This is a genomic window from Terrimonas ferruginea DSM 30193 (assembly GCF_000425585.1).
Lineage (GTDB): Bacteria > Bacteroidota > Bacteroidia > Chitinophagales > Chitinophagaceae > Terrimonas > Terrimonas ferruginea.
The window spans coordinates 1-23,129 of the sequence record NZ_AUDS01000021.1 but is presented as its reverse complement, the minus strand read 5'-3'; the positions used below and the strand labels follow the sequence as shown (position 1 = coordinate 23,129).

Annotated in this window: 21 protein-coding genes; 15 read left to right on the top strand and 6 right to left on the bottom strand. The window is 49.0% G+C overall.

Features of this window, described 5'->3' with window-relative positions; all coding sequences use genetic code 11:
* Positions 1-224: 224 nt before the first annotated feature.
* On the top strand, positions 225-911 hold the full coding sequence (gene rpiA, locus H608_RS0108360) for a ribose-5-phosphate isomerase RpiA (RefSeq protein WP_028787283.1): 687 nt from the start codon (positions 225-227) through the stop codon (positions 909-911).
* Here rpiA and H608_RS0108355 read toward each other — a convergent pair.
* Positions 908-1,633 (bottom strand): SGNH/GDSL hydrolase family protein, encoded by a 726-nt coding sequence (locus tag H608_RS0108355; protein ID WP_245565740.1) that lies wholly within the window; start codon positions 1,631-1,633, stop codon positions 908-910. The two genes, rpiA and H608_RS0108355, sit on opposite strands and share 4 nt — an antisense overlap.
* A gap of 95 nt (positions 1,634-1,728) precedes the next feature.
* A complete protein-coding gene (locus tag H608_RS0108345; protein ID WP_028787281.1) occupies positions 1,729-2,583 on the bottom strand; it encodes an alpha/beta hydrolase in 855 nt (284 codons plus the stop codon).
* Between H608_RS0108345 and H608_RS21705 the strand changes: the two genes are divergently transcribed.
* The 5 genes from H608_RS21705 to H608_RS0108320 all read left to right on the top strand — a co-directional run bounded on the left by H608_RS21705 (position 2,553) and on the right by H608_RS0108320 (position 7,149).
* Positions 2,553-3,416: a Rossmann-like and DUF2520 domain-containing protein gene (locus tag H608_RS21705; protein ID WP_081658837.1), complete on the top strand. Its 864-nt coding sequence runs from the start codon at positions 2,553-2,555 to the stop codon at positions 3,414-3,416. The genes H608_RS0108345 and H608_RS21705 overlap by 31 nt on opposite strands.
* 301 nt (positions 3,417-3,717) lie before the next feature.
* A complete protein-coding gene (locus H608_RS0108335; protein ID WP_028787280.1) occupies positions 3,718-4,233 on the top strand; it encodes a KdsC family phosphatase in 516 nt (171 codons plus the stop codon).
* 44 nt (positions 4,234-4,277) lie between these two features.
* Positions 4,278-5,207, top strand: coding sequence for a geranylgeranylglycerol-phosphate geranylgeranyltransferase (locus H608_RS0108330; protein WP_028787279.1), 930 nt, complete (start codon positions 4,278-4,280; stop codon positions 5,205-5,207).
* 12 nt (positions 5,208-5,219) lie between these two features.
* A complete protein-coding gene (locus H608_RS0108325; protein ID WP_028787278.1) occupies positions 5,220-5,786 on the top strand; it encodes a Maf family nucleotide pyrophosphatase in 567 nt (188 codons plus the stop codon).
* A 76-nt stretch (positions 5,787-5,862) separates the two neighbouring features.
* A complete protein-coding gene (locus tag H608_RS0108320) occupies positions 5,863-7,149 on the top strand; it encodes a DUF2851 family protein (protein ID WP_028787277.1) in 1,287 nt (428 codons plus the stop codon).
* Here the strand turns inward: H608_RS0108320 and H608_RS0108315 are convergent.
* Both H608_RS0108315 and H608_RS0108310 read right to left on the bottom strand, forming a co-directional pair.
* Positions 7,121-7,534 carry a hypothetical protein gene (locus H608_RS0108315; RefSeq protein ID WP_155990097.1) on the bottom strand — a complete coding sequence of 138 codons (414 nt, stop codon included), beginning with the start codon at positions 7,532-7,534 and terminating at the stop codon, positions 7,121-7,123. The genes H608_RS0108320 and H608_RS0108315 overlap by 29 nt on opposite strands.
* Before the next feature lie 48 nt (positions 7,535-7,582).
* Positions 7,583-7,996: an OsmC family protein gene (locus H608_RS0108310; protein WP_028787275.1), complete on the bottom strand. Its 414-nt coding sequence runs from the start codon at positions 7,994-7,996 to the stop codon at positions 7,583-7,585.
* Between the two features lie 214 nt (positions 7,997-8,210).
* Between H608_RS0108310 and H608_RS0108305 the strand changes: the two genes are divergently transcribed.
* The 4 genes from H608_RS0108305 (at position 8,211) to H608_RS0108290 (ending at position 11,213) form a co-directional block, all read left to right on the top strand.
* Positions 8,211-8,993: a hypothetical protein gene (locus tag H608_RS0108305; RefSeq protein ID WP_028787274.1), complete on the top strand. Its 783-nt coding sequence runs from the start codon at positions 8,211-8,213 to the stop codon at positions 8,991-8,993.
* Positions 8,994-9,049: 56 nt separating this feature from the next.
* Positions 9,050-9,982 carry a lipoyl synthase gene (gene lipA / locus H608_RS0108300; RefSeq protein ID WP_028787273.1) on the top strand — a complete coding sequence of 311 codons (933 nt, stop codon included), beginning with the start codon at positions 9,050-9,052 and terminating at the stop codon, positions 9,980-9,982.
* Between the two features lie 18 nt (positions 9,983-10,000).
* Positions 10,001-10,960, top strand: coding sequence for a phosphodiester glycosidase family protein (locus H608_RS0108295; protein WP_028787272.1), 960 nt, complete (start codon positions 10,001-10,003; stop codon positions 10,958-10,960).
* Between the two features lie 64 nt (positions 10,961-11,024).
* A complete protein-coding gene (locus tag H608_RS0108290; RefSeq protein ID WP_028787271.1) occupies positions 11,025-11,213 on the top strand; it encodes a hypothetical protein in 189 nt (62 codons plus the stop codon).
* An 88-nt stretch (positions 11,214-11,301) separates the two neighbouring features.
* Here the strand turns inward: H608_RS0108290 and H608_RS0108285 are convergent, their stop codons facing one another.
* Positions 11,302-12,270, bottom strand: a complete 969-nt coding sequence (locus H608_RS0108285) for an ROK family protein (RefSeq protein WP_028787270.1) — start codon at positions 12,268-12,270, stop codon at positions 11,302-11,304.
* Positions 12,271-12,448: 178 nt separating this feature from the next.
* Complete coding sequence (locus H608_RS0108280; RefSeq protein ID WP_028787269.1) at positions 12,449-14,332, bottom strand: MFS transporter; 1,884 nt, start codon at positions 14,330-14,332, stop codon at positions 12,449-12,451.
* Positions 14,333-14,461: 129 nt separating this feature from the next.
* Here H608_RS0108280 and H608_RS0108275 point away from each other — a divergent pair, with 129 nt between their 5' ends.
* The 5 genes from H608_RS0108275 to H608_RS0108255 all read left to right on the top strand — a co-directional run.
* Positions 14,462-15,892, top strand: a complete 1,431-nt coding sequence (locus tag H608_RS0108275) for a glycogen synthase (RefSeq protein WP_028787268.1) — start codon at positions 14,462-14,464, stop codon at positions 15,890-15,892.
* 98 nt (positions 15,893-15,990) lie between these two features.
* Complete coding sequence (locus H608_RS0108270) at positions 15,991-17,271, top strand: glucose-1-phosphate adenylyltransferase (protein WP_028787267.1); 1,281 nt, start codon at positions 15,991-15,993, stop codon at positions 17,269-17,271.
* 243 nt (positions 17,272-17,514) lie between these two features.
* Positions 17,515-18,891 (top strand): MFS transporter, encoded by a 1,377-nt coding sequence (locus H608_RS0108265; RefSeq protein ID WP_051268137.1) that lies wholly within the window; start codon positions 17,515-17,517, stop codon positions 18,889-18,891.
* Positions 18,892-18,895: 4 nt separating this feature from the next.
* A complete protein-coding gene (locus H608_RS0108260; protein WP_028787265.1) occupies positions 18,896-20,764 on the top strand; it encodes an alpha-amylase family glycosyl hydrolase in 1,869 nt (622 codons plus the stop codon).
* 206 nt (positions 20,765-20,970) lie between these two features.
* Positions 20,971-23,129 (top strand): DUF6443 domain-containing protein (locus tag H608_RS0108255; RefSeq protein WP_245565739.1); only part of this gene is annotated, 2,159 nt, incomplete at its 3' end.

The window sequence follows — 23,129 nt, the reverse complement described above, 5'->3', positions numbered from 1 at the left end:
TTAATTTTTCCTGTAAAGCAACGACCGGGTCAGATTTGGCGGGCAAGAAGGGTGAAAAATAAAAAAGGGCCAGGATAAAAATCCAGCCCCGTTCTTTAATCCAATATCCTATGAAAAACCAATACAAGGATACACTTAATGGCAACACATTGCCTAATCCGGTTGGTCAATGGCCATTATTAGTTAGCAAATGGCATAATTTAGTGGGTCAAACAAAAAGCGCTATGCTTCCAACAGAAAGATTGAAGGAAAAGGCCGGTCGCCAGGCTGCCAAACTGATCAGCCCTGGAATGACTTTCGGACTCGGTACCGGCAGCACGGTCAAATGGTTAATAGAAGAATTGCAGGATCGTTTTCCCAAAAATGCCAATCTTACGGTGGTGCCAACATCCGAACAGTCTGCACGGCTGGCCCGCCAGGCCGGCTGGCAGGTAAAAGAATTAAATGAAGTGGAGCGCCTGGAGCTGACCATCGACGGGGCAGACGAAGCCGATCCTTCGGGCAACCTGATCAAAGGCGGTGGCGGGGCTTTGCTTCGCGAAAAACTGGTAGCGGCGGCCTCGGATAAACTGGTCATTATAGCCGATCCTACCAAGCTGGTGGAGAAACTGGGGAAATTCCCTTTACCCGTAGAAGTCATTCCGTTCGGCTACCGGCAGGTGCAACGGAAAATAACGGAACAATTCGGCGTAGCCGGCATTCAACTCCGCCGCAAAGGCGAAGAACCCTTTGTAACCGACAGCGGCAATTTTATCCTGGATGTGGAATTTGGGGTTATCGACGATCCTGCTGCGCTCGACAAAGCGTTGCAGATTATTCCGGGGGTGGTGGAAACGGGATTATTCGTTGGCATGGCGCATGCGCTTATCCATACCCGGCCCGATGGCGGTATATCGGAGAAATCGTTTTAGTGAAGTTCCTTCATAATGTAGGGCAGCGCATCCGCTGTCCATTGCGCATACATTTTACCGGAAGGGTGGAGGCCGTCGGTTGTGAGCAGTTCCACGTCGTCGGACGCTCTTCTCGAGCCTTGCGTTATAGAAATATAATGTACACCGTATTTGCGGGACACCAATTCATTGGCGGCATTGAATGCATCTATTTCGGAAGCGATAAGGTTGCGGTCGCGGCCCTGTGCAAAAGGCGTAACGCCCCAGTCGGGGATAGAGAACACCACCACATGGGAGGGTTTATCGCCGGCAAAAGCAATCGCTTTTTTGAGTAAAGCTTCAAAACGGGGAATATAATCTACTACCGGGCGTCCACGATATTGATCGTTTACACCGATCAGCAGGGTTACCAGGTCATATTTCCGGCGAAGCCGGCTCTGTGAAATGCCGGTTTCCAGCTCATCTGTTGTCCAGCCGGTTTTGGCTATGATCTTCGGTACCCGGCAGTTAATGCCGCGTTCGCGCAAGCCGGAAGCCAGTTGATTGGGAAAGTTTTCGGGGCGGGTTACTTTTTCCCCGATAGTATAGGAATCGCCAAGGGCCAGGTAAGAATAAGTCTTTTCAACAGATGATTGATCATTCATGAGCGGATGTTTCATTCCCGCGATGAAAATAAGAAGAAAGGAAATGCCTGCAACAGCAAAAAAGGATGAGCTGGCAGATCTGATGATTGCTTTTCGCATACAGAGTAGTTGAGCGCTTAACGTGCCGGGTTATAGAAGCAAGAGTCCTGCCAGATTAGATCACCGGTAAAAACAAATTGTTACCCCTGAGGAGTTCAGGGGATGAAGGCCAGCACTTTTGCTATCACCTGTTCGTCTCTGTAAATGCGCCGGTGGCCCAGGCCGGAAGTCGTTATAAATTCGAGGTGCGGGTTGTGGATTTCGCGTACGGCGGCGGTATCCGCATAAGGCGTAATGCGGTCGTCGGTATCGTGTATCCACAGAATCTTTGAGTGCGCGGTAATGGGGCCAAGTGTCCGGGTAATGGAAAACCAGGTGGCGTCGCGCCCGCTGATTGTATGTATTTGCTGCAGAAAAGAGGCCTGTACTTCCGGATCTTTGATCCCGGCGATCTTAAAGAACTGATCGATGGCAGTAGTGGTTTCGGTGGCCGGGGCGATCAGCGCTATTTTCAAAGGGGGAAGGACCGGTTGCTGGGCAATGGCCAGGCAAAGCGCGAGTCCGCCAAAAGAATGCGCCATGGCAGCTTCAACGGGTCCGAAGCGGTGCATGACTTCCAGCAGGAAGTCGCGGTATTGCAGCGCATTGATGCGTTTGCCTGTACTGAGTCCATGTGCCGGAGCGTCAAATGCCAGTACTTCGAGTCCTTTGGCGGCAAAACCTGCGGCATAGACTTCAAAGTTGACCACCGATGATTCAAAGCCGTGAATTAGCAATACCTTCATCCTTCCGCCGGGATTAACGCGGAAACCATGGATCGTTTCGCCGGCAAAAGAAAAAGAAATCTGTTCGGCGTTGGCAAAAAGCGGAGGCACCGCATCGCGGTTGCGAAACTGAGGTGTGCAAAAAAGCCGGAAAGCCTGCTTCCCTGCTTCTTTTTTTGAGATAACCGCCGTCATCCGCAATTTTGTACGGACAAATGCAAGTGCCATTTGCTGAATCCATTTCATCGCTGCAAATCTATCTTACTAATGCTAAAGCTGAACAACCATCTATGAATATTGTGATAATTGGCTCGGGCAATACTGCCGCCGTGCTGGGACGCAAGTTTATCAGAGCCGGACATAAAATCGTGCAGGTAGTAAGTCGCAATGCGTCGGCGGCGAGCGAACTCGCGTACGAATGGGATACGGAATCTGTCAATTACCAAACGTTGATCAACCGCCAGGCGGATGTGTATTTGATAGCGGTATCAGACAACGCGATCAACGAAGTGGTTGCCGGTCTGGAGTTTCCGGGCAAAGTGGTGGCGCATACGGCCGCATCGGTGCCTGCAGAGGTTTTGTCGCGTGTAAGCGATCACTACGGTGTGTTTTATCCGTTGCAGAGCCTGAATAAAGAAAGAAAAGTATTGCCGGACATACCTGTTTTTTTTGAGGGAAATGATGAGCGTGCAAAAAGTGTATTGGAGTCGCTGGCACATTCCATCGCCTTTGATCATGTGTTAACGGCTTCGGCTGATGAACGGGTAAAACTGCATCTGGCTGCGGTGGTCGTTAATAATTTCACCAACTATCTCTATCGTCTGGCGCAGGATTACTGCCGTCGCGAGGGCATCAGCTTCGAGCAACTCATTCCCTTAATCCGCGAAACCGGTGAGCGTTTGCAGGAATTGCCAGCGGCAGCAGTTCAGACAGGTCCCGCCATCCGTCATGATACGCAAACGATACAAAAACATATTGCGTTGCTGCAGCAGCATCCGGAGTTGCAGAAGGTGTACCGGTTTTTGTCGGACAGTATTGAAGGCAGAAGGCCACCACTTCTGGCCGAAGCTTCGGCCTAAGGTGTAAGGTATAAGGTGTAAGGTATAAGGTGTAAGGTGTAAGGTGTAAGGTGTAGGGTGTAAGGTGTAAGGTGTAGGGTGTAGGGTGTAGGGTAATAAGTGATAAGTAGTAAGTACTAAGTATTCTTTGCATCTTGGCTCCCTGGCGCCTTTGCGTGACAAGAAGCCTCGATTTCACGCAAAGCTGCAAAGTAATCAAGACGCAAAGCTATTCACTTATTGATCTATTGACGATTGACGATTGACCATTCACCATTCACGATTGACGATTTTTGAATTATTTTCGCATCAAATCTCTTACATGTCGGTTCTTTTTTCTTCCATCAGTTGTTTTGTTTTTGATGTGGACGGTGTGCTCACCGACGGTACCGTGCTGGTGCTGGAAAATGGATTGCAGGCACGGCGCATGAGCATCAAAGATGGATTTGCGCTGCAACTGGCAGTAAAAAAAGGATACCGGGTGCTGATACTTTCGGGCGCCGCCGTTTCGCCGGTAGTAGACCGGTTACAAAAACTCGGCATTGACGATATACAAATGGGTATAACCGACAAAGCTGCTTTCCTGAAAAATTATCTTCAGCATGAAAACATACCGGCCTCTTCGGTGTTGTTCATGGGAGACGATCTTCCCGATATTGGTGTGATGGGATTGGTAGGTATTGCGGCTTGTCCCGCAGACGCTGCACCCGAAGTGAAAGACGTGTCAACTTATATATCATCAATCGATGGTGGCATGGGCTGCGTGCGTGAAGTAATACGCGAAGTAATGAAAGCAAGAGGAGACTGGGCACCGGAAGAAGGAGTGGCATCAAGATAAACAGATCAGCATTTTTTACAGTAAATCAATTACAACTTATCCTCATGAGATTGACAGCAGCCTTTTTCCGGATGGTGCGACTGCCTAATCTTGTATTCGTGGCGCTCACGCAAATTCTTTTCCAGTATTGCATTTATAAACCTTTGTTCGCCGACGCGCATGTGCCGGGTGATGACAGGCGTTTTATATGGTTGCTACTCGCCTCAGTTTTTATCACCGCTGCGGGGTATATCATCAATGATTATTTCGATATTAATATAGATGAGGTCAATAAACCCAAACGCATGGTGGTGGACAAAGTCATTCACCGTCGCTGGGCGTTGGTTTGGCACGGCATGCTGAGTCTGGCAGGCGTTATACTCACTATTCCGGCTGTTTCCTTTCCGGATAAATGGTATCTCGTGGTGGCGAATGCCGGATGCGTGATCGTATTGTGGTTTTATTCCACCACTTTCAAACGGCAATTACTAATCGGCAATATCCTCATCGCCGCACTAACCTCGTGGACGATACTGGTACTTTTCTTTTCAAAATTTTCACCGGCCGACGCATTCGGGGCGGTGCATGTGAACCAGGCTAAATTCTTCCGCTTCGCCTTTCTCTATGCAGGATTTGCTTTTATCTGTTCGGTGATCCGCGAAGCTGTTAAAGATGTGGAAGACATGGACGGCGATGCCCGTTACGGATGCCGCACCATGCCCATTGTATGGGGCGTGAATGTGACGCGTGTGTACGTGGCCATATGGCTTGTGATCCTGATTGCCTTGCTGGGCATTGTACAGGTTTATATTCTTCAATTCCGCTGGTGGCTGGCTACAGCTTATTGCTGCCTCTTATTGATACAAAGCTTATTGTTGTTCAGAGGGCTGCTCCGGGCATCTTCTGCCGAAGATTTCGGACGGCTCAGCAGCCAGACCAAATGGCTGATGCTGGCAGGTATTTTGTCAATGCTCTTGTTTTATATTTATCTCTGACACGAATTTATTATGCAGGAAAAAATCATTTTAGCCTCCCAGTCCCCACGCCGCAGTCAGTTACTCGAATGGGCCGAAATTCCCTTTGAAGTGATCGTGCGTCCTACCGAAGAAACCTATCCGGAAGGATTGGATAAAACGGAGATTGCGATCCATATCGCGCGGCAGAAAGGACTGGCTGTTCAACGGGAAAATGATTTTTCATCACGCATTATCCTGTCCGCGGATACGATCGTGGTATTGGGCGACCGGATTATCGGCAAGCCGCGCAGCCGCGATGAAGCCGTGGAAATATTAGCCGACCTCCAGGGCAACCGGCACGAAGTGGTGACCGGCGTTGTCATTCGCCAGGGAACAAAAGAGTGGTCCTTTGCCGATGTTACCGGCGTGGTATTTCATCCCCTTACACACGCGCAACTGGAATTTTATGTAGATAAATACCAGCCTTATGATAAAGCCGGCGCCTATGCTATCCAGGAATGGATCGGTGTAGTGGGCATCAAAGAAATCCAGGGCGATTTCTACAATGTAATGGGATTGCCCGTAAGCCGCGTGGTACAACAGCTATCCTTGCTGTAAGAATTTTCCTGTTACTGCATGTGGTAAATCACATTGTCATGTTCATTTCAAACCGGAGTTTTGACAAAACCCGGATATGGACGAACGGCTGCTGCAATTTATCTGGCAACAACAATATTTCAACAACATTGGTCTGTCTACCACTACGGGTGAATGGTTGACGATAATATCGCCCGGCCGGCTGAACACTGATCAGGGCCCTGATTTCCTGGAAAGCCGGATCCGTTTGGGTGGACTGGAATGGCGGGGCACGATTGAACTGCATGTCCGCACATCCGACTGGCTGCGTCATCGCCACGAGCAGGATCCGCATTATGGGAATGTGATACTGCATGTGGTATGGGAACATGATCATGCACCGGATCTGCGGACGATACCTGTATTGGAATTGAAGGGACGTGTGCCGAATATATTATTGGAACGGTACCGTTCACTGATGTGGCAACCGGCACAGATACCTTGTGAAACACAACTGACGCGCCTGCCTTCCCTGCACTGGCATGCGTGGAAGGACCGCCTGCTGACGGAAAGAATGATGAGCAGAAGCCAGCACATTATTGAATGGCTGCAGCAAACCGGCGGGCACTGGGAAGAAGTCTGCTGGTGGTTGCTGGCGAGAAATTTTGGGGTGCGGCTCAACAGTGAAGCATTCGAACAGATAGCCAGGAGTATTCCTTTGCGGGTCATCGCGCGGCACAAACAGCAGTTGATACAATTGGAAGCGTTGTTATTCGGACAGGCGGGTTTACTGCATACCCGCTTTCATGAAGATTATCCGCGGATGCTGTTCCGGGAATACCGATACCTGCAGCATAAATGGGCGTTGAAACCGGTTCAACAACCGTTGAGTTTTTTGCGGATGCGACCTGTTCATTTTCCAACCGTGCGGCTTGCTCAACTGGCGGTGCTGTTGCATCAGTCGAGTGGGTTATTCGGACGTTTGCTCGAAGTGAAAGACGTAAAAGAAGTGAGAAGCTGGTTTAATGTAACGGCCAATGATTACTGGCATTATCATTTCCGGCTCGACGAACCGGCTGCTTACCAGGTTAAACATCTTGGAGAGATGATGCAGGAGAATATCGTCATCAACACGGTGGCGCCGCTGTTATTTGCCTACGGCGAATATCACCGGCAGCCGGTTTACCAGGAGCGGGCGGTCCGCTGGCTGGAAGCGTCGGCACCGGAGAATAACCGGCACAGCAAGTTATTTGCGCGGCTGGGCAGAAAACCGCTGCATGCAGGCGATTCGCAGGCAATGATAGAATTGAAGGAACAATACTGCGATCAGCTTCGTTGCCTGGACTGTGCCGTTGGGAATTATTTATTAAAACAACCTACTGACGCTGATAATAAGCCGACGTAGGATTGCCGAAAGGGGAATCATATTCGAGAATCATTTCCATCCCGTTGAGGGTAACGAGGTATTCACCCCGGTCGTCGCTCAGTTTGAGGTTGAGTTTTCCCGGACCTACATTCTGATAGGTCTGCTCACCCCTTGCCGTGTAAGTGCCCGAACGCAACACTGCGCTGTCGAGTAAAAAGGCAAAACTGCCTTCTTTGGAAAAACGTAGATAGTAGTTGTCGCCAGGATTGGGATACACCGTCTGGGTATTATGAATAAGGGTCTTTTCCCATTTCCAGGTGCCGGCCAGCGCATCGGTGTTTTTGAAGGAGTCCTCCTCCTTGGTACAACCGGCCAGAAAAGCGCAGAGAACGCCTAATGCCGTCATTCGGGACGCTAACTTCATGAGGTGCAACATGGGTATATTGACAGCTTGATGAGTAGGATCGTTGCATCAGGCCCAGGCGCCCCAATCGGTCAGGATCTCGATATCGGGATGCAGGCTTTTGATTACCGGGCAGGTATCGCCCGTATTGCGGAGTATTGTTTTCGTTTTATCGTCGATATCCCGGAGCGAATCAGGAACATGCACGGTCAAGTGAATGCCGCCGACGCGGCGAGGGTCTGCTTTCATGATTTTGAGGACATCGACTTTCAGGTCGTTCAGGTCGAAGCCCATCGTCCGCGCTTTAATGCCCATAACGGTGAGCATGCAGGTGGCCAGGCTCGTTGCCAGCAGGTCGGTAGGTGAGAAGCGTTCGCCGCGTCCGTTGTTGTCAACAGGGGCATCCGTTTCGATAGAAGAATTGCTTTGAAGATGCGTACAGGTAGTACGGAGATCGCCATTATAAATTACAGAAGAGGTCATTCCAATTTTTGCCCTAAATTTACGTTATAAGTGGTAAGTAATAAGTTTTAAGTAATAAGTAGTAAGTGATAAGTTTTAAGTAATAAGTCAATAAGTGATAAGTTACAGGTATAAGGTTTAAGAGTTGGGGATAGGTAATAAATCTATTCACGATTGACGATTCACCATTGACCATTCACGATTGACGATTCACGCTTTTGAATTTTGAATTAATATGAAGAAACTAAGTCTCCTGACGATTGTATTATTAGTAGCCCTGGGCGCTTCAGCTCAGGAAGGCATGTCCAAGAAAGAGCGCAAAGAAGAACGACGAAAAAAATCAGAAGAAGCCATGCGGCTGGCAGAAGAAGGCACCCTGGTGTTTCAACGCCAGAACGCTTTCGGTATCCAGCTCCGCACAAACGGCTATGGTGCGTTCTACGAACACGCACGCATGAGATCGCCGCGCAAATCCAATATTTACCGCATCGATATCCAGGAAAGCAAACACGTCAAGGAACAGAAACTGATGAACCCGGGCATCTTTGGCAACGCTTTCATTTACGGAAAAATCAATTATTTCTACCCTGTCACACTCGGATTCGGGCAGCAATATGTGCTGGGACAAAAAGGCAACAAGAACGGTGTAGCGGTTTCGGCAATTTACAACGCCGGTCTGGCGCTTGGATTACTTCGCCCTTATTATCTGATCATCAATGATAACGGACAGGAACGTACAATTAAATATGAAGATGATTCCGACAAATTCCTGAACGGAGCCATCGAACAGAGCGCTGGCCTGGGTAAAGGCTGGGGCGAGATCAAACTCAAACCCGGCGGTTTTGCCAAAATAGGCCTCCGCTTCGATTATGGACGATACAACCAGACGGTTTCGGCTATCGAGATCGGTATGAGCGTAGAAGCATACGGCTCCAAAGTGCCCATCATGGCGAACAATAAAGAAGAACAAATTTTCTTCCAGGGACATATTGCACTGATGTTCGGCCGTCGCAGATAGGCGGTGGTTTCCCATGGCAACGAACAAATCCACTGTCTGATTTGTATATTTGTACGATGATTGAGCTTCCTGTTACCTCCTCTATAAATCCTGCCGCACCTGCCCGTGTTAAAAAGCCGGACTGGTTGCGGGTTAAGCTGCCTATAGGCGAAAATTACAAGCATGTCCGTGGTCTGGTAGACACGCACAAGCTGCACACTATTTGCGAAAGTGGCAATTGCCCGAATATGGGCGAATGCTGGGGTGCTGGCACTGCTACTTTTATGATCCTGGGAAATGTTTGCACGCGTAGTTGCGGTTTTTGCGCTGTTGCCACCGGCCGGCCGGAGCCTGTTGACTGGGATGAGCCACAACGTGTGGCAGAAGCCATCCACCTCATGAAGGTGAAACACGCCGTAATCACTTCTGTTGACCGCGACGAACTCAAAGACGGTGGTGCCGAGATCTGGCACAATACCATCCGCGCCGTTAAAACACTCAACCCCGACACAACCCTTGAAACCCTGATTGGTGACTTCAAAGGCAATAAACCCGATATTCAACGTGTAATCGAAGCGGCACCCGAAGTGGTGAGCCACAACATCGAAACCGTTGAATGCCTCACCCGCAAAGTGCGGATCCAGGCCAAATACTGGAGAAGCATGGAGGTGATCCGTACGCTGAAAGAAGGCGGTATGCGTACCAAAAGTGGTATCATGCTCGGCCTCGGCGAAACAAAAGAAGAAGTATTGCAGACGCTCCGTGACCTTCGCGACAATGGTTGCGACGTGGTAACGATCGGTCAGTACCTGCAACCGACACAAAAACACCTGCCCGTTCAACGTTTTGTTCACCCCGATGAGTTCGCCGAATACCGCGAAGCCGGATATGAGATGGGATTGGATTATGTGGAGAGCGGTCCGCTGGTGCGTTCATCCTATCACAGCGAACGCCATGTGTTTGCCGGATTGGGAAGACTCGAATGGGAAAAAAGCCGTTCTGCTCAGTAAAAAACTATCCCTTCTTTTATGGTAAAAAAAATGGTTGCCGCCCTTTGTTTGCTGGCCGGTCAGCAATTGTCTGCCCAGGTGAAATGGGTAAATATGGACACTGCGTTTGCCGGTCTGCCCGCTTCCGTACATGTCTACCGCACCCAGGATCCGCTCGATGGAAAACCTAATATCGCCTGGTATGTGGAAGCCGATCTCAAAGACCGCTCACTTATTTTTTCTGCCGATACTACGCTGAACAGGAGGCAAACCCCTTCACAATTTTATGAACGTAACCATCAACCGTTGCTGGTTGTGAACTGTACATTCTTTTCATTTGCCACCAACCGGAACCTGAATACAGTGATCCGTAATGGCGAACTGGTAGGGTATAATATTCATTCGCTCCCGGGGAAAGGAAAAGATACGCTTACTTACCGTCATCCCCTGGGCAGTGCGATCGGGATTTCCAGGAAACGGAAAGCGGATGTGGCCTGGTTGTACACCGACTCGTCAAAGCGTTTCGCTTATGCGCGGCAGGAAAGTCTCTCTGCCTGGAGAGATTCGGTGGAGACGCCCGGTTTCAAAACGTTTACCGCCAGAAGTAAAAACGGAAGCGGATTCCATAAATGGAAAATGCAGACGGCAGTAGGTGGCGGCCCGGTATTGCTTCAGAACGGCGAAATAAAGGTGACCAATGAAGAAGAGGTGAAGTTTACCGGAAAAGGATTGACCGACAAACACCCGCGTACAGCCATGGGTTATACCGCCTCGGGCAAATTAATCGTGATGGTGATCGAAGGACGAAATCCGGGGGTTGCGGAGGGTGCATCGCTGGAGCAGGAAGCCCGGTTGTTGAAGGACCTTGGTTGTGCCGAAGCGCTTAACCTCGACGGCGGCGGCAGCAGTTGCATGCTTGTCAATGGAAAAGAGACCATTAAGCCTTCGGATAAACAGCAGCGCCCGGTGCCGGCCGTATTTATTATTTCCCGTAAATAACCTCCTGGTGCCTTTAAACGCAGGACTGGCACACTTTTTATGGCTTTTTAGGAAAATAATCCATATGAAAAGGCCTGCATTATTTATCCTATTGATGGTTTTTGCAATGGTATCATCGGTACTGGTTACCAGCGTCATCTCAAAAGTATTGTACCTCGCCGCCGATAAAGAATTACCCCGGTCCAATGAAACGGTATGGGAAAAGACCGCACCTGCTCAACCCGTGATGCACGGCATGACCGTTCAACGCTAAGGATTAAGTCAAAAGTCAAAATTAAAAATTCAAAAGGTATTTATGTCCCAGTGACCTTTTTGACTTTTGACTTTTTAATTTTGAATTATTACTTGGCTTCCCACACCAACGCACTCGCTCCAAGAATCGCGGCATCCGCTTCTTTTAATTCACTGAACACCAATTTCACTTTGTTCTGGAAAATAGGCAAGAGGTTTTTTTCCATATGCTCGCGTGTGGGCTTCATGATGTAATCGCCGGCATTGATTACGCCGCCAAACAAGATGATCGCCTCGGGAGAAGAGAACATGATAAAATTCGCGAGTGCTTCGCCGAGCAACTGACCGGTAAAACGGAAGGTTTCCCTCGCCGCTTCATCTCCTTTATCAGCACACTCAAATACCACCTTTGAATTTATTTCTTCAGACTTGTAATTATTGAGCGTCGAATCAGGATAACGTTCACGCAGTTCCCTGGCCGTTATCGCAATGCCGGTGGCAGAACAATAAGCTTCCAGCGATCCGTTTATCTCTGTAGACCAATGCGGACGACCTCCGGGACGGATAACCGTATGTCCGAGTTCACCGGCAAAACCATCATGTCCATAGATCAGTTGCCCGTTTGCCACAATACCACTGCCAACGCCTGTACCAAGGGTGATCATGATAAAGTCTTTCATGCCACGCGCTGCACCATACATCATTTCCCCAACCGCTGCAGCATTTGCGTCATTGGTTAATGTGCAGGGCAGGTTGAACCGATCGCCGATGAGTTTGGCCAGTGGCACAACACCTCTCCACGGAAGGTTGGGAGCGTAGTCGATCGTACCTGTATAATAATTGCCGTTCGGAGCGCCCACGCCAATGCCGCGCACAGGCTTATTGCCGGCTTTCACAATTTCGGGTTGCAGGGCGTTGAATAAATCTTCGATATAGTCTTCAATATCGGGTGTTTTATCCGTTGGAATGTCACCTTGCGTAAGTATCTGACCACGGTGATTCACCAATCCGAATTTGGTATTGGTTCCACCGATATCAATGCCGATCGCCAGCTCGTTAGATAGATCTACTAAAGACATAATACAAAGTCAAAATTTAAAAGTCAAAATTCAAAAAAAATGCAGAAGGGTGAAACAGCCGTAGTAAGTATTAAGTAATAAGTATTAAGTAATAAGTATTAAGTAATAAGTAGTAAGTACTGATATACTTCCAGGAACTAAAACGGCCCATTCACGATTCACCATTGACCATTCACCATCAATGCCCTCCGCCGCTTGTTTCCGCATCATAATCAATTCCCTGCTTACGCAGAATTCCTTTTACCACAAATGCAAAAATAGCCAGGTAAACAAAACAGAGTGCCGCAACGATATATGACTGGTGGATACCGATCACGTCGGCCAGCTTTCCCTGGATCGGAGGAATAACACCACCACCCAGGATCATCATGATCAGGAAGGCCGAACCCTGCGTGGTATACTTGCCAAGCCCTGCTACCGAAAGTGCAAAGATCGAGGGCCACATGATGGAACAGACCAGACCGCCGGCCAGAAATGCATAAATCGCAATTTTACCGGTAGTCATGATACCGATCAGCATGGCCGCAATACCAAGTACACTGAACAGCAGCAGCGTGCGTGCAGGTTTTTCTTTACTGAGGTAAAAGGCCACGATCTGGATCACCACACATACCACATAGTAATACAGGGGCGACATATCATAACCAAATAACGAGTTTACGCCAATGATGATGCCGAAAGCCAATAACGGCACGATAAACATCAATACGGTTCTTACGCCTTTGCTGAAGTCGAAGGCGGAGATGGCACCTGTCCATCGTCCGATCATCATACTTCCCCAGTACATCGCGATATAAGGCGTGGCTTCCGAGGAAGACAATCCGCCAAATTCTTTTTGTCTTACCAGTTCACCAAGGTTACTGCCGATGGCTACTTCCACACCGACATATACAAAGATGCCCAGCATACCGAGTACAAGTTGCGGATATTGCATCGCTCCCCAGCCATCCGGTTTGCTGCGCGCCATTTTATTGGAAACCAACAAAGCTACCACCACTACGCCAAGGGCGCCGAGCAGCCAGTACATTCGTTTTTTCTCCAGCGGATGCTTCAGCGCAGCGATCTCTGCTTTCTGCGCCACATGTGCTGTTTTAGCCGTTTTTACATCCTGGATGGTTTGTGCTGCAGCAGGAAGGGCCGTTTGCAGCGAATCGAGACTCGCCGTGGCAACCAGCGGCTCTTTGGCGGACAATTCTTTTACATAGGCTGCCGGTACGCCGGCTTGTTTGAGCAGGCTGTCGTTAAGTTTGTTGTCATCAGCAATCCGCTTTTCCATCTTGTCGATCTTCACGGCTTCTTCGCTTTTGTAGCTGGTGAAGACGGGCACAAACATCATGATCAGGAAACCGGTAAGGATTAATAAGGAGTTGAGTGCTTTATTGGCTTTCTCTGTTTTTTCTTCGTTGATGCCTGCGGGTACTTTTTTGGAGAAAAAGAACAGCGCGGCCGCACCGAGGAACAAAGCGCCCACACATACATACAGCAGGATCACTTTTTCCAATCCGAGCGAGGCAATTTTTTCATCGGTGATGGGAGCGGTGGTACCAAACAGGGCAATGGCTACTACCAATGGTCCGATGGTGGTGCCGAAGGAATTCACCGCACCGCCCAGCGTTACACGGCTGGTGCCGGTAGACGGATCGCCGAGTGCAATGGCAAAGGGTTGCGATGCCGTTTGCTGAAGCGAAAACCCGAGCGCTACAATAAACAATCCCACGAGCATGCCCGCATATACGTTGGCATTAACGGCAATGATCATGGCTACCGCACCAAGCGCAGAGAAGAGCAGACCATAAACAATACTTTTCTTGTATCCCCATTTGCCTACAAGGTCCTTTCCTCCGTATGCGCCATACGCAAACAAAATAAGGGCACCGACATAATAAGCGAGATAAAATGCAAAGTCGATCAGCTGACTCTGAAACTGATCAAGGTTGAAGTAGTGTTTACAGAAAGGAATGAACACGCTGTTGCCTGCGGCAATGAACCCCCAGAAGAAAAATACGGTCACGAGGGTGCCCAGCGCTCCATAATTGGTGGGCTGCTTAGATTGATCTGCCATTACAATCGTTTATTTTAATTAAGTCCTGAAAATAAACAGAATTCAGTTATCCAAAAATTTTAATTATCCCGTTATCATTGGAAAAAACAACTTAATTTGACAACAATTGTTAGTGTATAAACCGTTTGAATGGAGATTATTCATATAGCTGCAGAATGTTATCCGGTTGCTAAAGCCGGAGGTTTAGGTGATGTGGTAGGCGCACTGCCCAAGTACCAGAACGAGCTCGGTCACGTTGCCAAAGTGGTGATGCCGATGTATCGTACAAAATTTCTTTACGATAATCAATGGGAGCTTGTGCACGAGGGTGGACAAGCGCTCGGTTCGCATTGGTTTCATTATAGTGTGATTAAAGAAAAGACCAACAAGCTCGGCTTCGACCTCTACCTCGTCGATATCAACGGTCTGCTGGATCGCGAAAAGATCTACGGTTATGATGACGATAACGAGCGGTTCGTGGCTTTTCAGATTGCCGTGTGCGACTGGCTCAGCCGCTGGCAGCACAAACCGGATGTTATCCATTGCCATGATCATCACACCGGATTGATTCCGTTTATGTGCAAGTATACTTATGCCTTCCGTTATCAACTGGCCAACGTTCCCACCGTATTCACCGTACACAATGGCGAATACCAGGGATGGATGGGCTGGGATAAATATTACCTGATACCGGCGTATGATAGCTGGAACTGGGGCATGCTCGACTGGGACAATACCATCAACCCGCTGGCATCGGCGGTGAAGTGCGCCTGGAAAGTAACCACGGTAAGCCCGAGCTATATGCACGAGCTGCGCGAGAGCGCCGCCGGACTGCAAAATCTTTTTGAATACGAAAAAGGTAAAAGCTACGGCATTCTCAATGGCATCGATACGCAGGTATGGGATCCGCAAACGGATAATTTCATCGCCAAAAACTATAACACGGAACTGGTAGCAAAAGGAAAACAAAAGAATAAGGCGGAACTGTGCGGACAATTTGGTCTCGATCCCGACAAACCGCTGATCACGTTTATCGGCCGGCTGGTGGGAGAGAAGGCAGCCGATCTGTTACCCGATGCCATCAGTCAATCCATCTACCAGCACCACGGTAAAGCTAATTTCCTCGTGCTGGGTTCGGGCAATCAGCAGCTCGAAGGACAACTCGATCACATGAAGAGCCAGTTCAATGGGTATTTTAATTCCTATATTGGGTATAATGAATCGCTTAGTCACCTGATGTACGCAGGCTCCGATTTCCTGTTGATGCCGAGCCGCGTGGAGCCGTGCGGACTCAACCAGATGTATGCATTGCGCTACGGTACGGTGCCCATGGTGCGCAGCGTCGGAGGATTGAAAGACACCATCCGCGATTTTGGCGACTGGCAGGGATTCGGCATCCGATTTGACCAGGCAACCGTTGGCGATATCACTTACTCAGTGGGAAGAGCAATAGATCTTTATGCAAACAAACCCGACCTGTACCAGTGGATGCGCGGACACATGATGAACATCGACCACTCCTGGGACGCATCGGCACAACAGTACATCGATCTTTACACGTCCCTTAAGACTGAAGCATAGAACCGGTCCGGTCAAAAAAGAAACCGCCGGATGGTGATATCCGTTTTCTTACTTATCTTTTGAGCAAATAACCAAATAACTATAATACAACAGTTCTTATGTCTATTTCTAAAGAAATACTGACGGTGATCCTGGGAGGAGGCGCTGGTTCCCGTTTATACCCGCTAACGGCCAGCAGATCAAAACCGGCGGTGCCCATTGCCGGCAAATACAGATTAGTGGACATTCCCATTTCCAATTGTATCAATTCCGGTATCAACCGGATGTTTGTGCTGACGCAGTTTAACTCAGCTTCACTCAACCGCCACATCAAAAATACTTACCACTTCAGCGCGTTCAGTGCTGCTTTTGTGGATATACTGGCGGCGGAACAAACACCCGATAACCCCACCTGGTACCAGGGTACGGCCGATGCTGTGCGTCAGAGTCTGCGGCACATCAGCCCGTTTGCCAGCGATTATGTGCTGATCCTTTCGGGTGACCAATTGTACCAGATGGATTTCCATGATATGCTGGAAAACCACAAACGAAGCGGTGCCGATATTTCTATTGCCACCATTCCTGTCGGCGACCGGGAAGCACCGGAATTCGGTATTCTTAAAAGCGATCAGGAAGGATTCATCACCTCCTTTATCGAAAAACCCGCTAAAGAATTACTGCCCGACTGGGTGAGTGATACCGGCGATGCCATGAGAGCAAAAGGCCGTAATTATCTCGCTTCGATGGGCATCTACATCTTCAACCGCAAACTGCTGTTTGATCTGCTGCAGGACGATTTTGCCAACGCTACCGATTTCGGCAAAGAAATCATTCCCGATTCCATCGAAAGCCGCAGAGTGGTCAGCTATCAATATGAAGGATACTGGACCGACATCGGGAATATCTATTCCTTCTTTGAAGCGAACCTGAACCTGACCGATGAGCTGCCCGACTTCAACCTGTTCGACAATACGAATACCATCTATACACGTGCGCGCATGCTGCCGCCGGCCAAAATCAGCGGCACCACATTAGAGCGTACGGTGATCGCGGAAGGTTCCATTATCAATGCCTCCCGTATTGAGAACAGCGTAATAGGTATCCGCTCGCGGATCGGACATGGCTCCACCATCGTAAGCAGTTACCTGATGGGATGCGATTACTATGAAACGCTGGAAGACATACAAAGCGACAAATTCAGTGGCCTGCCGGCATTGGGAGTAGGCAACCGTTGTTATATCAAAAACACCATCATCGACAAAAACTGCCGTATTGGTGACGATGTACGGATCAATGGCGGCGCGCACCTTGAAAATGGCGATCATACGCTCTACACCATAAAAGATGGTGTGATCGTTATCAAAAAAGGAGCGGTGCTTCCAAACGGATTCGTGATATAAGAAAACGATAAGAAAAACATACAGATCCCCGCACCAGTGCGGGGATCGCTGTTAAAAGGCATTTTTCAGGGGAATGTGTACTTTTTACATATTATCATTATCTTGCTGCAACGAAAGACAGTGAAGGCAAAAGGCGTAAGGTAAACAGAGTTATAAGTTATAAGTTTTAAGTTGACTTATGAATCGATTGACTTATTCACCTATTGACCATTCACCAATTTTGAATTAAAACTAACGATTGCTATGGCCACAGCTTCCTTTATTCGGGATCAGGATGACCTTGTTCCCAAACCCCGTCTGAGTTTCTGGCAGATCTTCAACATGAGTTTTGGTTTCCTGGGTATCCAGTTTGGCTTTGCCCTGCAAAACTCCAATGCCAGCGGCATTCTTCGTAATTACGGCGCCGACGTTGAGCATCTTTCCTGGTTCTGGCTGGCCGCGCCGGTGATCGGTATGATCGTGCAGCCCATTGTTGGCCATTACAGCGACCGTACCTGGACGCGTCTCGGCCGCAGACGTCCTTATTTCCTCGCCGGAGCCATTCTTTCTGCCAGTGCATTAACGCTAATGCCCAACGCCAATATTCTCGGCGACCTTGCTCCGCTGATGATCATCGGTGCAGGTTTCCTGATGGTTATGGATGCCTGCTTTAATCTTGCAATGGAACCTTTCCGCGCATTGGTGGCAGATAACCTGCCCGATCAGCAACGTACGCTTGGTTTTTCCATACAAACATTTTTAATAGGCATCGGTGCGGTGATCGGCTCCTGGCTGCCTGCAGTACTCGCTTATTTTAATGTGTCTTCCACTGCAGCTGATGGTGTGGTGGCCGACAACGTGAAATTTGCCTTTTATATTGGTGCTGCTATTTTTATCATCAGCATTATCTGGACCGTTTTAAAAACAAAAGAATATACCCCTGCGGAGTATGAAAAATATCATGGTAAACCGGAGAATGCGCATGCTGGTCTTGGAACCATTTTTAAAGACTTTGCCAAAATGCCAAAGACCATGCGGCAGTTGGGACTTGTACAGTTTTTCAGTTGGTTTGCCTTATTCGGTATGTGGGTGTTTACCACGGATGCCATCGCTACCCATGTGATGTCATTGCCCATTGAAGACAGAAGTTCGGATGCTTATCGCAGTGCCCAAAACTGGACCGGTATTATTTTCGGTGTTTATAACCTGGTATCGGCTATTTATGCGCTTTGTCTGCCTGCAATCGCCAGAAAAATAGGACGCAAACGTACGCACGCGTTGTCGCTGGTAATAGGTGGAATTGGTCTGATCTCTTTTTTCTTCGCGCCTTCCAAAGAGTTTCTCATTTTTTCCATGGCTTGCGTGGGTATCGCCTGGGCAAGTATCCTGGCTATGCCTTATGTGATTCTTTCCGGATCCATTCCTGCCGGTAAAATGGGCATCTACATGGGCATTTTCAATTTCTTTATCACCATTCCGCAGATACTCAACGGTGTGGTAAGTGGGCCTATGGTGAAACATGTTTATAACAACCAGCCGGTCTATGCCCTGATCATGTCAGGTGTATTCATGTTACTGGCCGCGGTGAGCGCTCTTTTTGTATACGATCCGGCAGCGGTTAAGATCAACGAAAAAAAATAATCCGATGAAACTGTTTGCATTTTTGACAACGCTTGTATTGTTTGTTTGTGTAGCGCAGGCGCAACGCGTTTATCCTTCGCATTGGTACACCGGCATGAAAGACCGCCGGTTGCAATTGCTGATCCATGATAGTACGGAGATTGGTAAAAACGTGCAGTTCCGCTCTTCCAGCAAAGATGTACGCGTGGTGAAAGTAAACACAGTTTCCAATCCGCGTTATCTGTTTGTCGACCTCGAGTTGGCCGCCACGGCGCGTCCGCAGGAGCTGGTGTTTACTTACGGTGTTGCAGGTAAAACGCAACGCAGGCTTACCTATCAATTGAAGGCGCGGCATAGCGGCAATGGGAAAGAACGGGTGAAAGGTGTACACGCGGAAGATTTCGTATACCTGATGTTGCCCGAACGTTTCTCCAACGGTGACCCGGCCAATGATGTTATTCCCGGTTATCGGTCCAATACGGCAGATCGCGCCAACCGGTACGATCGTCATGGCGGCGACTTTAAAGGCATACAAAACAATTTTGATTACCTGCAAAACCTTGGCATCACGACGATCTGGATGACGCCGGTGATTGAGAATGATGTGACCATGATGCATGAATTCGGCAACAATGTGGCAGGCTATCATGGTTATTGGTTTACGGATCATTACCAGATCGACAAACGATTCGGCGGCAACGATGGCTACCAGGAATTCTGTGATGCCGCGCATCGCCGCGGTCTCAAGGTGATACAGGATGCCGTATACAACCATGTAAGCAAAGAGCATTGGTTTGTGCTGGATCCGCCGACAGACGACTGGATCAACAACTGGCCTTCCTTCCAGGGGCCGAGCCACCGCGAAGAAGTATTGTTTGATCCCTATGCATCTGCCTACGACCGCAAGGTGATGCTCGATGGATGGTTCGTGGATCATTTGCCCGATCTCAATCAACGCAATCCTTTCCTGGCTACTTACCTGATCCAGCATGCCATCTGGACAACGGAGAACTTTGGGATCGATGGCTGGCGCGTGGACACGTATAAATATTGTGATGAAGCCTTTCTGAATAAAGTGAATGAAGCCTTATACAGGGAATTTCCGGCTATCACTATCCTGGGAGAAGCCTGGGTGAACTCTGTGGTCGGCAATGCCTATTTTACCCGGAACAATATTCAAACGCCTTTCCGCCACAATGCAGACGGGGTGATAGATTTTCAAACCTGCTTTGCCATGCTCGCCGGCATGAACAAAGCCGAAGGCTGGACCGATGGTGTCAATAAAATCTATTCAACACTGGCGCAGGATGTGGTGTACAAAGATCCGATGCACAATTGCATCTTCCTGGATAATCATGACATGGACCGCGTGTTTTCGGTAGCGGGAGAAGACCCCGAAAGATTGAAAATGGCATTGAACTGGTTGCTCACGCTTCGCGGTATTCCGCAACTGTACTACGGGACGGAAGTGTTGATGAAAAATTTCAAAAACCCGAATGATGCGATGGTGAGGATGGACTTCCCCGGAGGCTGGGCAGGAGATTCGGTTAACAAATTTTCGCGCAGCGGACGTACGTCATTGGAAGACAGCATTTATACCTATATCAGTAAACTGGCCCAATTCCGTAAACAATCGCCTGCATTGACCCGCGGTAAAATGATGCAATTCATTCCGCGTAACAACTTCTATGTGTATTTCCGTTACACACCTGAACAGACAGTGATGGTGATGGCCAACACAGGCAACAAGCCCGGCGAAATGCGCTGGAAGGAGTGGGCCGAACGGACAAAAGGATTTACCAAAGCCCGCGATGTGATCTCAGGAAAAGTGGTGGCTATTGAAAATATCCGGGTGAAGGAGGGAGAGAGTTTTGTATTTGAGTTGCTGAAGTGAGCGCGAACGCATATGAACCTTTCCCGCAGTGTGGTGGAGGGTTTTTGTGAAGTCAAATGGGTGTTTTGATTTTTGATGTGGACAAAAAAGGAGAATTTTGTGTAGTCTTTTTATGTAAATGCCTGAGGTTTGCAATTAGAGAAGAATAGAAACATGCGGTGATCGAACCCACCGCTGATCATGTCGTCCCAACCAACCACCATCGTATGCCGAAGCGCCACCTATTGCTGCGTTTACTGCCGTATTGCGCAGTAAACATTTCCCTTACACTATTATTCATGGGATCGTCTGTTTTTGCCCAGGCCCCTTCGGTCTATCCGGCGGGTTCGAAGATCAACTGGGTGCGCACCTGGGATGCGACAGGACCGGAGACGAACCCTGATAATTTGATCGCACGGCCGCTGACGGATGTGCGGACGGCCACGCAATACATGGATGGCGTAGGCAGACCGGTGCAAACGGTGATCAAACAAGGGTCATTAATTACAGGCGGAACGGCGACGGATATCGTTAACACGATTGTTTATGATGAACTGGGTAGGGAACAATACAAGTTTTTGCCCGCTCCGGCTAATACAACGGGTGGCAACAGCAGCGTGACGGATGGTTTGTTTAAGCGTAACCCGTTTGAGCAACAAAACGCTTTTTATAGCAGCAGCAATGCCGCGCTGAACCCGGTTGCGGGTCAGGGGGAAACCTATTACTATGGTAAAACGGACTTTGAAGCATCGCCACTGAGCCGTCCGTTGAAAGCGATGGCACCCGGCAATAGCTGGACTGGTGCGGCAAGAGGCGTGCAAACGTCATACGTGCATAATACTGCCACCGATGCAGTAAGGATCTGGAACCTTGGAACAGTTTCCGGTGACTTCGCAGGTTATACTACACCGGGCACCTATCCCGAAGGAGAACTCTACAAAACGATCACCACGGATGAACACGGTAAACAGGTGATCGAGTACAAGGACAAAGATGGACTGGTTATTTTGAAAAAAGTACAGTTAACGGCTACGGCGGATAATGGGACCGGCAGCGAGCACAGCGGTTGGCTATGTACTTATTATATTTATGACAAGCATAACAGGCTGGCTGGTGTGATCCAGCCACAAGGGTTTATTGATTTAGTGGCCAATAGTTTGACGTTTACCCCTCTCATTTTAGAAGAGCAGACCTTCCGCTACGCGTATGATGAGCGCGGCAGAATGATCGCCAAGCAGGTGCCCGGCGCCAAACCGGTGTACATGGTGTATGATAACAAAGACCGCCTGGTGCTTACCCAAGACGGTAATCTCAGAAGCAGCAACCAATGGCTGGTGACGCTGTATGATTATTTGAACCGTCCGGTACAAACCGGGCTGTGGACCAGCAACCAGACCCGGAGCTGGCAGCAGACACAAGCGAATGCAGCCACCACGGACTATCCGTTTGCGGCCACCTCAACGCCCGGCAGTGGCTGGGATAGGCTAACGAGAACACATTACGATGACTATGCTGGTCTTCCTTCGGGTTTATCGGCTACGTTTCTAACGACCTGGAATACACATTTTTTAGCTGCTTCAACCAGTTTTCCTTTTCCGGTAACGCCCACGCAAAGAACCAGCAATGTCAAAGGCATGGCGACATGGTCGGAGGTAAAAGTATTGAAGGGTGGTACGCCGGTTTATCTCGCTACCGTTAGCATCTATGATGAAAAGGGCAGGGTGATCCAGGTGCAAAGCCAAAACATCACCGGTAGTATCGATGTAGCCACGACGCAGTATAGTTGGTCAGGCCAACCCTTGATCACGGTGCAGAAGATGGCCACGGCTTCGCAAGCCACTACCACCGTTACCAAAATGACCTACGATGATCTCGGCCGTGTAGTAAAAGTCGAAAAGAAAACCGGCACCAGCGATGTGACACTGCCCACGAACTTCAAGGTGCTCAGCGAGATGAGCTACGATGCCTTGGGGCAATTAAAAGAAAAAAAGCTGGGAAGAAAAAACAGCACCGACCCGCTGGAGACATTGACCTACGACTACAACATCAGAGGCTGGATGCTGGGAGCGAACCGGGCTTATGCCAGGGATGCGATTACCGATCATTATTTTGGTTTTGATCTAGGTTATGATAAAATCAGCAACAACCTGATCGGCAGCCAGTCCTACACCAATGCGCAATACAATGGCAACATCACGGGTATGGTCTGGAAAAGCGCCGGGGACCAGGAAAAAAGAAAATATGATTTTGGCTATGATGCAGCCAACCGTTTACTGAAAGGCAACTTTACCCAATACACCGGCAGTTCGTTCAATACCACCGCTGGTATCGACTTCAGCATGCAGATGGGCAATGGTACGGATGCTACGACGGCTTATGATGCCAA